The sequence below is a fragment of the Acinetobacter sp. MF4642 genome (assembly GCF_002018925.1).
In the GTDB taxonomy this organism is placed as follows: Bacteria; Pseudomonadota; Gammaproteobacteria; order Pseudomonadales; family Moraxellaceae; genus Acinetobacter; species Acinetobacter johnsonii.
Window position 1 is genome coordinate 25,647 of record NZ_MVON01000006.1, and the last position, 12,353, is coordinate 37,999.

The window sequence follows — 12,353 nt, forward strand, 5'->3', positions numbered from 1 at the left end:
CAATAAACAAGAAATGAGGTCACAGACTGCACATTTTTTGTAATGAAGTTTTAAAGGTGTAGCCCGATTACATCAAAAACATTTGATAGCTCAGCCTGAGAATTAAAATAGTTACCAAAATAAGAAATAAAATGCGGATAAAACCACTGCCATATTTCAGCGCCATTTTTACCCCACAAATAGATCCGATCATATTTGCGACGGCCATCGTGCCTCCTACAGCAAAGAGCACATGCCCCGAGGGAATGAAAAAGCTTAGCGCTGCAAGATTGGTCATCACATTGCCAATTTTAGCCAATGCCGCCGCATGCAAAAAATCAACGCGTAAATAGCGAATAAAATAGAAAATAAAGAAGCTGCCCGTACCTGGGCCAAACAAACCATCGTAAAAGCCAATGGCTAAACTTCCGATCCCTGCCAACAGCAAAATTTTAGGCGTCACACGCTGCGCCATATGCACTTGCCCAAATTGCTTCTTCATGAGGGTATAGACCGCCATCACAATCAACATGACCAAGACAAAGGGTTGGAGGACTTCTTTTGGAATCATGGCCACACTGGCCGCACCCCCAAATGAACTGATAGCAGCACATACTGCGACCACAGCCAAAAGTTTCCATTCAAAGCGAACTTTGCGGGCAAAGGAAACGGCGGAAGTGGCTGTACCCACCACTGCCGCTAATTTGTTGGTGCCAAATAAAGTGGCAGGTGCCATCGACGGAAATGCATTCATCAAAGCGGGAATTTGGATCAGTCCACCACCGCCAACGGCAGCGTCAATTGCGCCTGCACAAAAGGCAAAAAAGATCAGACTGATAATAATGTCGATGTCCACGCCTTATCCTTTTTTTACTGAGTGGTATATTTCGATTATAGATTTAAAACTCGCTTTGGAACCAATCTTTTCTTATCGGTAATTTCAGCCAAACCTAAGCATTTTTCCCCATCGAAAACCAAGACCTGCGCTTCCGCTGTATGCTCAATATTACTTTCCATACCGCGACTAAAGTATTCACTGCGCCCTTCTGGAACTTGTACTTTAGGAAAATGATCTACGGGTGCATACACAGGTAACAACAGTGCTTCGCGCTCTTGTTCAGACAAACTTTCCAAATACTCAATGGTATAACTTGGAATCAGATCAAAATGACCTGTTTTAATGCGGTGTAAATAAGTTAAATGGCCGTAAGTACCCAATGCCTTCGCAATATCTTCGCCTAAAACACGAATATATGTACCTTTCGAGCAGGTAATATCGAGGGTGACACTGTCTGCTGTGAATGAAAGCAACTCAATCGCAGAGATGGTAACCGGACGGGCTTCACGCTCAATTTCAATCCCTTTACGGGCTAACTCATATAAAGGACGACCATCTTTCTTCAAAGCGGAATACATTGGTGGCACTTGCTGAATATCACCCATAAATTGAACCAAAACGGATTGAATCAACTCTTCGGTTAACTCAGGTACAGCCTGCTCTAACAACTGCTCGCCTTCCACATCACCTGTGGTGGTACTGTGACCCAGCTGAATGGTGGTTTGATAGCGCTTCACCGAGTCCAACAAAAAGTGCGAAAATTTGGTCGCTTCGCCCAAACAAATCGGCAGCAGTCCCGACGCCAATGGATCAAGCGCTCCTGTATGCCCCGCCTTTTGCGCACGGTATAACCAGCGCACTTTTTGCAATGCCGCATTTGAACTGATCCCCAATGGCTTATTCAATAAAAATACACCATTCACTGCACGGCGCTGGATTTTTGAAGCAGATGATTTCATAACATAGACACGTCTTAAAGCTGCCGCAATACTATCAACCGCTTGTCTAGTTTTACAACTTTTCTGTTGTTTATTTGCCCTTTTGTTTCAGAATAAATCGAGTTCAGTCATATGAACCCAATAAAAAATACAATACGGATGTTAGGCATAGGATATGCAAAAAAAGAAATTATGGCTCATTTTCGCCGTGATCGTCGTTGTCATTCTTGGTTTTCTCATTTGGCTCGCACCCAATGCAACTGTTGGCTCAAACCAAGGGCCGATTAGCTCTAGTGCTCAAAATACGACAGGCTTATTACCCGCAGCGTCAGACTTGCCACATGCTTCAGGACTGCCTTTTGTCAGCAACAGCCAACAGGACACCGAAATCAACTGCCAACTGGTGCTCGACCAAAGTAATCGCTTAGTTGTAAATGAACAAACACGTAACTGTTTTGAATATTTTATTACTCAATATGGTGAAAAAAATATTGACCAGATCAAGCAAGATTTTAAAGCCTATATCCAGCAAGGTTATCAAGAGCCTGCGCTTAAGCAAATTTTAGACCTTTGGACTCGTTATTTAGGTTATCGTGTGCAATTGGGGAGCCTGAAGGAGCCAAGCCTAAATAAAGAAGACCCTGAGTACTATCGTAAAATTTTTGCTTCGATGAAAACCCTACGTAGCCAGTTCTTTTCCGACTATGAAATCGAAGGTCTCTTTGGCGCTGAAAATACCTACCATGAATATACCTTAGACCGCATGAGCATCATGGCAGATCAGTCCCTGACTGAAGTACAAAAAGCGCAGAAACTGAAAGAACTGTTTGCTCAACTGCCCGAAGATTGGAAAGAAAATCTAGAACAACTCTCCAAACTCGAAGATCTGCGTAAACTGACCTCAGATATTAAGACGCGCGGCGGTTCTGCAGAAGAAATTCGCCAAATGCGCCAGAATCTTGTCGGTGCCGAAGCGACCGTACGCCTAGAAAAACTCGACCAAGATCGAAACCATTGGAAATCTCGGGTCAATACTTACTTAGAACAACGCGACAGCATTCTCAAAAGCAACATGAGTCAAGACGCACAGCAGCAAGCCATTCAAAAACTACGTGATCAACAGTTTAATAATTCACAAGAACAACTTCGACTAGGAGCCTTTGAAACCACGCATGACACAGGAGGAAAACCTCCGTTCGCAGATTAAAGCTATACCGTGTTTGACTTTTTCAGGATGAAAAAAATGTTTATAACGAAAAGAATGATACAAACAATGTCACTCGTAGGTCTGGTTACCAGCCTTGGACTCAGCGCAACCACAGCCACAGCTGGATTACAGACGGTGACTGCAAGCGTAAAAAGTAATTATGCTCAGACTAAATATCCATTGCTATTTACCCATGGCATGTTTGGGTTCAGCCGAGTGGGCGTTCCCGAACTTGGACTAGATTACTGGTATCAAATTTTACCCGACTTGGCTCGAAATGGCGCAACCACCTTTGCAGCACAAATTTCCCCTTTAGAGTCAACTGAAGTACGGGGTGAACAGTTACTACAACAAGTTGAAGAGGTCATCGCCCTGACAGGCAAGCCCAAAGTTAATTTGATTGGGCATAGCCATGGTGGACCAACCATTCGCTATGTAGAAGCAGTTAAACCGCAATATGTGGCCTCACTGACAGGTGTGGGAGCAACATTTAGAGGTTCAAAAGTGGCAGACCAGCTTCTTGCCAATCAAGGCGGAACACAACTGCTCAGCCTAGCGGCGGATTATATTATTGGCCCTATGCTTGCTTATGGGCAAAGTAACCCTGCATTAAAAAGCAATTTAACGGCATCGCTCACCTCGATTAGCGAGCAAGGCTCCAGTGCTTTTAATCAGAAATATCCAACAACAGCACTGGCTTCAGACTGTAACAAGAGCGGAGCAATATCCAGCAATGGCGTGTATTACTATTCGTGGACAGGCACATCTCAAGTCACGAACATTCTCGATGTTGCAGACAGTGCGATCTCACTGTTAGGGCCTTTAGCCTATGGCCATTTAGACAATGATGGTTTGGTGGCACGCTGTAGTACACACTTCGGTAAAGTCATCCGTGATAACTATGACTGGAACCATTTAGATGAGGTCAACCAAGTTATGGGGCTACGTGGACTATTTAGCGCAGACCCTGTTGATGTCTATCGCCAACATGCCAATCGCTTAAAACTTCAAGGACTCTAGTTCTATTTTTCCCTTCGAATCTTTAACGTTTCGGAGGGATGCCTCCTAGAATTATCCAGTTACAAACTGTATTTAATTTAATCGGATTTCTCTACGCTCCTCCTCCCTCACCTTTATACTCATTTTGACAACTTAAATTGTCGTCATAAAAAATAAAAAACGAGGATGATCAATGAAATATGGATTATTGATAGCTGGACTGCTGTTGACCTGCGCACTTGCTGCTACACAAACGCAAGCAGCTGCTTCACAAATTAAATCAAACTACGTTGCCTCTAATTATGCAAAGACCAAATACCCTTTGGTTTTTGCACATGGTATGGGTGGCTGGATTCGAGCAGGAACCGATGAACTTGGTGTGGATTACTGGTATCAAATCTTGCCAGATTTAGCCCGTAACGGTGCAAACGCATGGGCAACACGCGTTTCTCCATTCAACACATCTGAAGTTCGTGGTGAACAACTGCTGCAACAAGTTGATGAAATCTTAGCGATTACAGGAGCACCCAAAGTCAATTTGCTTGGTCATAGTCACGGCGGACATAGTATTGTCTATGTCTCAAATGTTATGCCCAATAAAATCGCGTCTGCAACAGCCATTTCTAGCCCTTTAAAAGGCTCTCCTGTGGCGGATTTGATTATTTCCGCCCAAGGTACGCCGCTAGAACAATCGCTGGTAGGCTTAATCAACTTTGGGTCCAAAGCTATTGTTTGGGCACAACAGCAAAATCCGAAATTACTTCCACATGATGCACTCGGTGCGGGTAAAAGCTTAAGTCAAGCTGGGTCTAAAGCTTTTGCACAGAAATATCCACTGGGTATGCCAAAAACAAGCTGTGGTGAAGGCTTAGCGAAAGAAAATGGAGTTTATTTTTACTCTTTCTCTGGCAACTCAACATTAACCAATATTCTTGATCCAGACTCATTATTGGGTGCGACAGGCTTACTCATGCAAGCGCCTAATGATAATGATGGCTTAGTCTCACGTTGTAGTGCCAAGTATGGCAAGACCGTGCGCGATAACTATAATTGGAACCATTTAGATGTGATTAACCAGTTCTTTGGACTACGTTCTATTTTTGCTCCGGACCCTGTGGATGTTTATCGACAACACGCCAACCGTTTGAAGCTTCAAGGACTCTAAAATTTAGGCATAAAAAATGCGCCATTGGGCGCATTTTTTTACTCGTATAAAACTTAAACTTAAGCTTTAACTTTACGAGCTGGTAACTTTTCACGAATACGTGCAGCTTTACCAGACAATTCGCGTAGGTAGTAAAGTTTAGCGCGACGAACATCACCACGACGTTTCACTTCAACTTTAGCTACGATTGGAGAGTGAGTTTGGAATACACGCTCAACACCAACACCGCTAGAAATTTTACGTACTGTGAACGCAGAGTTCAAACCACGGTTTTTCTTCGCAATTACAACACCTTCAAAAGCCTGAAGACGCTCACGGTCGCCCTCTTTAACTTTTACAGAAACAATCACTGTATCACCTGGTGCGAAAGCAGGGATGTCTTGTTTCAATTGTGCATTTTCAATTACTTGAACTAAAGGATGCTTACCGCTCATGGGGTATCTCCAATAATGCGAGTCAGAAGAGGTCTGATCATCGCGGGGGCTAGAGGCTAAAGCGCATAGACCCGATTATCTTTCCCTTTAAAGTTGACCATCTCAACTTTAAAGAGCCTATTAAAGAATACTTAAACTCAATTTAAGTACCGTTTTCGAAGACAGCACCAATTTCTCAGCAATGTCTTACAAATCTTTCAGCCATTTTTTTTGCTGCTTGGTCAATTCTACTTGTTCGACCAGTTCAGGTCGACGTTCAAGTGTTCGCTGATAACGCTGCAAAAACCGCCATTTTTCAATGTTTGCATGATGACCTGATTTAAGTACCTCAGGCACATCCAAACCTTCAAACTGGTCAGGCTTGGTATATTGTGGGCAGTCTAACAGACCATCCACAAAGGAGTCTTGCACATGGGATTGTTCATCAGACATCGCCCCCGGAAGCCTCCGGATAATACTGTCTAATAAAACCATCGCTGGCAGTTCACCACCCGACAAAACATAATCACCAATTGACCATTCCTGATCAACATATTGCTGGATCAAACGTTCATCGACCCCCTCATAACGCCCACACAGTACAATCAATCCGTCATATTGAACGAAGTCTTGTACTGCAGTTTCGTTTAAGGTTTTTCCTTGCGGTGACATATACACCACAGGAACCTGAACTGCGCCTGCTTCATTTGCAAGCTCTTTGGCACGGTGGATTGCTTGTGCCAAAGGCTCCGCCATCATCACCATACCCGGACCACCACCGAATGGACGTTCATCCACCCGTTTGTAGTTGCCCGTCGCAAAATCGCGAGGATTAATGCAATGAATTTGCATCAAATCACGTTTTGCTGCGCGCCCGCTAATACCGTAGGCTGTAATCGCTTCAAACATTTCAGGAAAAAGCGTAATGACTGCAAAAAACATCGCAGACTCCCTTATTTCCAAAAAGTGTTAGTAGTCTACGCCCCAATTGACGTAAATACGACCAGCTTCGAGATCAACGCGTTGCACCACATCTTTATGCCATGGAATCATGCGTTCTTCAGCATCAACACTGTCTGGTGTTGCGTGAACCACCATCACATCATTGGCACCTGTCTCAAACATTTCATGGATTTTTCCGAGATTTACTTCTTGTTCTTCATCATCCAAACCTAACACTGTTAAGCCTTTCAAATCTGACCAGTAAAACTCATCCATTCCTGCTTTAGGAAGTTGTGCTTTTGAAATCCAGACATTTGCGCCAACTAGGTTATCTGCTGCAGTGCGATCAATCACGCCTTTTAGCGAAACAACTAAGCCTTTGCCATGCGGTTTCCAACGTTTTACATCTATGGTTTGCCAACCTGCTTTGGTTTCAATGTACCAAGGCAGATAGTCAAAGATATTGCTCATTGGTTCTGTATTGGAATAGATCCAGAGCCACCCATTTAATCCATATGCTGAACGTAACTGTCCAATCTGAATACGATCTTCGGGAACATTCTGTGTTGGTGTCATGGGCTACCTACTACTTAATTAGCAAAAATTATGCAGTAGCTGCAGCTTTCTTAGCTTGAGCAGCTAAAGAAGCAACACGTTCAGATGGTTGAGCACCTTGAGCAACCCAGTGTGCAAAACGGTCAGCATCTAAACGAAGTTTTTCTGCTTTACCTTGAGCTGTTGGGTTGAAGAAACCAATACGTTCGATGAAACGACCGTCACGTGCATTACGGCTATCAGTTACAATAACTTGATAGAACGGACGTTTTTTAGCACCACCGCGTGCAAGACGAATAACTACCATGATACAACCTTATAGTTTTTACGGATTATCCCTGCCCCGACCACCGGAACATTTCAAACCCCTTTCATAGAGGGCAATATTTTACGTTATCTTTGCTGTGAAGGAAAGATTAAAATTTGTTTATCCACAATTTTGAATTTGGGTTTTATTTGCCGTCCCAGTTGGATGTGCCACTTAGGGCACAAGTCGATGCACCTTTGGTCCAGCATTTTTCTCCGCGGTGATTTAAAATACTAACCCCATCATTTTCCTGAATGGTTCCATCAATAGGAGTAGCTGTTAATGTCCATGTATTTGCTGCAACATTTGTTAAAGATACTTCATACAATGGATCACTATCTTGAGGAATTTCAAGATTATTGTTTGCATTGAGTGTATAACCTAATGTTCCCAATGTGATCGGGTTACCATTCGCCAATAAAAACCTAAAGTTGGATACTTTATAACGCTGAATTTGGTTAGCTAGAGCAACCAGTTCAGCCTGAGCTTCTACACGCTTTGTTTTTCGTACATGCTCTTGATAAGATGGATAGGTGATAGCAGCCAAGATACCAATAATTGCAACTACAATCATAAGTTCAATAAGCGTAAATCCTTTATTCATTTACCACTCCTCACTACCATTCGCGGTACTGCCACAACTCTCAAAATCAACATTTGCTGTAGTTTTATTCTTACAACGCACCCCTGTACTTGTAAGTAGCATCGTATAATTTTTATCGTCTGAACTCAAAGCTTGAATTGCCCAATTCCGACCTGCCGCATCCTCATCTGTTAACTCCAAATCTGGATCATTTCCATCTCTGATCGTTAATGTATATTTAATCGCAGAGCCAGTTGCTCCCACGGGTAATACTGCACTTGTCGTCGTAAATCCTCGATAACTAAAATTACGCGCTTTATGCCGATCTAACAAAGTAGCTAATCGCTGTATCTCTTGTTGTGCCTGACTGGCTACCGCGCGTCGTACATACTCTTGATATGACGGTATAGCAATTGCTGCGAAAATCGAAACAATTACTACAACAACCATTAGTTCAATCAATGTAAATCCAGAGGACTTTATTATTTTTTTCATAGTTCCTCCTTAAATTAACGTCGATCGTACCAACGCTGAGGAATCAGTTTATTCCCAGTATTGTAACGTTTATCTAAAATAGCATTGCCCGTAACCCCTGATGTATCTACGTTTGCAACAATAAGTCGTTGCATCCCACTACCATCACCTGCACCAACAGCACCACCGACGATACCTGCTCCCATACTTAGCCTATAAGAAGTAGATGTTCCACCATTACATTGCCCATACGGCATACAGAATAAAGTCATGAAGCTTTCACCCTTTACACCAGCTCCACAATCTCCAGACATTCCATTTCGACTTCCATCAAAAGTGGTTACAAACATGTCATTATTGATAACCAATGGTGTAGACATCACCTTCTCACTCTGTACTAAAGTGGACTTAAATAAGTAGTACCAACCCTGAGTTAAGTCATAAGGCGCTCTATAAGAGGTAATAGCAAATCTATTGGTATTATCAAGTGCAACGAGTTGATTAATAAGAGTGTTTCCAACATTACCACTCTCATTCAACAACGTTACACCTAATGTATTTAATTTATTAGGAGCTGTCCCTGTTGCTGTAACAACATATGCATTCGAACTCGTCAAATTAAATAAATCACTTCTGGCTACGTCTTTATCATATAAGTTAAAAACACCATCGTGTTTATAATTGGTACTTGTACTATATTCCGCGAGAGGTTGACTTCGGTTTCCACTACCAATTGATACAACACCAAAAATTGTTCCACCTTCTGAATATGTGGAGAAACTAGGCATTTCGTAGAAACGTGGACTATATATGCCATTGTTTAAATTAAGAACTCTTGTAGGCTGTTTGGCAAATAATGCTGTGTTGGTACCAGCTTTATTATTTAAATCGATACGCCAAACTTGACCACCTAAGTCACCAAAGTATAAGTGATCAGTTAATCCATCAGAGTCTCGATCTACAGCTTTAATCTGACTCACCACACTATATTTCATGTCCACATCATAAGAACTGGCTGTACCAGTCGTTGGAGCATAAGTCGGGCCAGGGTTTGCTGTTGTTGGTGATGTATGCACTGTTGCATTCGCACTCGCCCACCACAATAAACTACCATCAAGCGCATCAAACATATACACACCAGAACCAATCTTATTGGTTTGAGCATAGTCATTATATTCATAACCACGGTAATATTTGATTTTTGCTTGTTTCGCTGCACGCTCTGCCGCTGTCGTCTCTGGCATACTAGTAATGGATGTTGGTAACCCTTCAGCATCATAACCTCCACCTACTAGCATGACGAGTTTTTTGGTTCCTTTCCAATTAATCCAAGTCAATGTAGGCTTAGACCAACTTTGCCCCATACACGCAAGTGGATTCGCACTCGAACACTGACTTAATGCAGGCGGGGTTATAGTAAATTTAAGTGTTGGATTATTGATATCAGCTAAGTCCAACGCATAATAATTACGTCCTCCCATACGTAAACCACCATAAACAATCTGTTTACCTGATCGACTATTTAAACCCGCCCCAACAGTTAACATATCATCTGCCGCATTGACATATTCAGTATAAGAAGTCCAAGGCCCATCAACCCCATAATACAACTTATCCATTCCACCAATCGTGGTATCAAAGTTTAACAATGCATCCTTTTGGTTTTCCACCATACTATTCGGTAAAAATGCGAATTTTTCTTCTCCAGTATCTGCATCAACTATATGCAAAACACCTTGCGTGGTTCCAAATAAAATATAGTCATCTCGCTCTTCAGAACCGAGAACACCATTTTCATATGTCACTTTCCCTTGATTTGTAAGAAGCAATGGCGAAGAATGCATTACAGCACCTACCTGACGCAACTCCTCCGCTTGAGCAATCGACGTATTTGTAATGGTTTGAGGTTGTTTGGCATTTACACGATAACCAAGCAATGATAATAAATATCCTCTAGCTGGATCAGTACTATTGACCAAAGTTAAATCCAACGCTCTTAATGTAGTTGCGTCCAAATATTCATTATTTGTTGCTGTTGCAGGTCTGTCGGTTAATATTTTGCGCTGTATTGCACCATTCGTATTTGAACGTAGTTTTAACCGTGATTTGACACCACCAACCAATCTATTTTTACTGCTACCAAGAATGGATTCATCATCCTGATTTACACCCGTAACTGCATCGGCAGACCATAAATCGTAGTTATCACCAATTTTACCTTGGCTATTGACAAAAATATCATCGTTTTTATCGACCAACGTACCTGTACTAGTAACTTTATACTTTTTCAGGTTACCCGCCCATAATTGATAGCTCTTATCAGGGGTTGGTTGGAACTGTGGATAATACGCATAATTTTGCAATGCAGCAGGATTTAATTGATCATTTGGGATCGTTGATGTTCCAGTTGTTACAGCTGGAATTTCTGTTGACAAGTTATTAATAAAGTCATTTACGCTATCAATAACGTCTTGAGAACTTGTCCCCGCATACCAACCACCTTGACCGCGAATACCCCAACGTGCTGCACGTTTTTCGTTATTATCATCATTCACCGTGCCTAGTAATGCGATATTTTCTTCTTCAGATAAGTTTTTATTATAAGAAGGGATTGAGTTATAAGCTGAGCCAAATCCAACAACAGCTGTTTTGAGTTTTAAATCGCGTGGGTTAGCATTGGTTGTTTGATTCAAGATACGCGTACTAAATTTTTCTACACAATCCCATCCACCGCTTGAATCAGAACAGGTAAACGCACTACTTCCAGCTAACGCAGTTTGCATTAAACTCTGTGCCGAATTATTCCCATTTGGCACACCATCGGTTAGTACATAAATACCTTGACCACTACACTGCTTAGTCTCTGCATCTGGCTCTAACTGTGCAGATAAAGAGGTTGGCATTTTATATTTTGAGTAATCAGTTGCTAATACGCCACTACCCGCAGCATATTGTCCAGATGCCGAATTAGTCGCAGAATAATAACATGTTGCAGAAAAAGAACCATTACTTGCGGCTAAATTACACGATTGCGCCCCATAAGTTCGAGCAACCGATGAATAACGATTACCATTATAAGTACAAGTAGAACCAGTAAGCCCACTACACTCATACCAATAACTATTATAATATGCATATCTATTACGATTTGAAGTAGATGTACCCAACATATACGCAGCAGCTTCTGCATACGCATTCGCTGTTGGTGTACCGCCATTAGCCTCAAGATTCGCTACTTCTGTCATTAGGCTTTTACGATGTGTTTCAGAAGCTAAGGTTGTTTCAGTATCTAAACCTAACCTTTGAACAGGAATACGAACTTGTCCACGAGTACCATCGCCATTAATTGAATAGGTTGTCAATCCAAAAAATTTATCTTTACCAATGGCATTAGCACCATATAAAAGTTGATACATTGCATCTTTAACCAAAGTTAAACGATCCCAAAAAACTGCATTACCTGAACTAGAGTAATAAAATATATTTCCAGAAATATCTTGCGTATAGTATCCAGACGGTGCTGATGTTCTCGTTGTTTGTAATGTACAGTCTGAAATGTTTACAGAACCATCTATCCCACAAGACAAATATCTCCAATTTCCAGACACTAGAACTCTTTTAAAATAGTAGGTTCTACTTTCTCGTCTACATCCTACTTTTGTATACGATATCCCATTTTCACTAAAGCTTTCGGTTCTACGGTTACTGCTGCTACAACTTGTATATTCAATGTTATTTGCATCATGATAATCCATACTTCCCGAAATATCTAAAACAAACATCAAAGAGATATTTCCTGAGCGTGCTTCTTGATAAATCTCAATATCACTCGCATATGAAGCAGTTGCACTAAACACAAATCCTGTCATAAGAGCTGATAAGCTCATAGCCAATGCTTTCTTTAAAGGATGAGCTATAAGTTGTTCTATATTTCTAATTTTCATTTCATTCAC

At 41.7% G+C, this 12,353-nt stretch carries 12 protein-coding genes; 3 read left to right on the forward strand and 9 right to left on the reverse strand.

What is annotated here, in order from left to right; genetic code table 11:
• Positions 1-67: 67 nt before the first annotated feature.
• Both MF4642_RS04940 and truB read right to left on the reverse strand, forming a co-directional pair.
• Positions 68-835 (reverse strand): sulfite exporter TauE/SafE family protein, encoded by a 768-nt coding sequence (locus tag MF4642_RS04940; protein ID WP_078425493.1) that lies wholly within the window; start codon positions 833-835, stop codon positions 68-70.
• A 35-nt stretch (positions 836-870) separates the two neighbouring features.
• On the reverse strand, positions 871-1,776 hold the full coding sequence (gene truB, locus MF4642_RS04945) for a tRNA pseudouridine(55) synthase TruB (RefSeq protein WP_078425494.1): 906 nt from the start codon (positions 1,774-1,776) through the stop codon (positions 871-873).
• A 154-nt stretch (positions 1,777-1,930) separates the two neighbouring features.
• On the opposite strand from truB, the gene MF4642_RS04950 reads away from it, so the two are divergent.
• The 3 genes from MF4642_RS04950 to MF4642_RS04960 all read left to right on the forward strand — a co-directional run bounded on the left by MF4642_RS04950 (position 1,931) and on the right by MF4642_RS04960 (position 5,126).
• Positions 1,931-2,962, forward strand: a complete 1,032-nt coding sequence (locus MF4642_RS04950; RefSeq protein WP_078425495.1) for a lipase secretion chaperone — start codon at positions 1,931-1,933, stop codon at positions 2,960-2,962.
• Between the two features lie 54 nt (positions 2,963-3,016).
• On the forward strand, positions 3,017-3,982 hold the full coding sequence (locus MF4642_RS04955; protein ID WP_101495439.1) for an esterase/lipase family protein: 966 nt from the start codon (positions 3,017-3,019) through the stop codon (positions 3,980-3,982).
• A gap of 172 nt (positions 3,983-4,154) precedes the next feature.
• A complete protein-coding gene (locus MF4642_RS04960; protein ID WP_078425496.1) occupies positions 4,155-5,126 on the forward strand; it encodes a lipase family alpha/beta hydrolase in 972 nt (323 codons plus the stop codon).
• A 59-nt stretch (positions 5,127-5,185) separates the two neighbouring features.
• Here MF4642_RS04960 and rplS read toward each other — a convergent pair whose 3' ends face one another.
• The 7 genes from rplS to MF4642_RS04995 all read right to left on the reverse strand — a co-directional run bounded on the left by rplS (position 5,186) and on the right by MF4642_RS04995 (position 12,344).
• A complete protein-coding gene (gene rplS / locus MF4642_RS04965) occupies positions 5,186-5,560 on the reverse strand; it encodes a 50S ribosomal protein L19 (RefSeq protein WP_004644987.1) in 375 nt (124 codons plus the stop codon).
• Between the two features lie 186 nt (positions 5,561-5,746).
• Complete coding sequence (gene trmD / locus MF4642_RS04970) at positions 5,747-6,481, reverse strand: tRNA (guanosine(37)-N1)-methyltransferase TrmD (protein ID WP_004644986.1); 735 nt, start codon at positions 6,479-6,481, stop codon at positions 5,747-5,749.
• A gap of 27 nt (positions 6,482-6,508) precedes the next feature.
• Entirely contained in the window at positions 6,509-7,057 is a 549-nt protein-coding gene (gene rimM / locus MF4642_RS04975) for a ribosome maturation factor RimM (RefSeq protein ID WP_004978035.1), read from the reverse strand.
• A gap of 28 nt (positions 7,058-7,085) precedes the next feature.
• A complete protein-coding gene (gene rpsP / locus MF4642_RS04980) occupies positions 7,086-7,343 on the reverse strand; it encodes a 30S ribosomal protein S16 (protein WP_004718284.1) in 258 nt (85 codons plus the stop codon).
• A 145-nt stretch (positions 7,344-7,488) separates the two neighbouring features.
• Positions 7,489-7,947 (reverse strand): type IV pilin protein, encoded by a 459-nt coding sequence (locus tag MF4642_RS04985; RefSeq protein WP_078425497.1) that lies wholly within the window; start codon positions 7,945-7,947, stop codon positions 7,489-7,491.
• The gene (locus tag MF4642_RS04990; protein ID WP_078425498.1) at positions 7,948-8,421 is read right to left on the reverse strand and encodes a type IV pilin protein; all 474 of its coding nucleotides are present in this window, start codon (positions 8,419-8,421) and stop codon (positions 7,948-7,950) included.
• Between the two features lie 14 nt (positions 8,422-8,435).
• Positions 8,436-12,344 (reverse strand): pilus assembly protein PilY, encoded by a 3,909-nt coding sequence (locus tag MF4642_RS04995; protein ID WP_153041788.1) that lies wholly within the window; start codon positions 12,342-12,344, stop codon positions 8,436-8,438.
• Between the last annotated feature and the right edge of the window lie 9 nt (positions 12,345-12,353).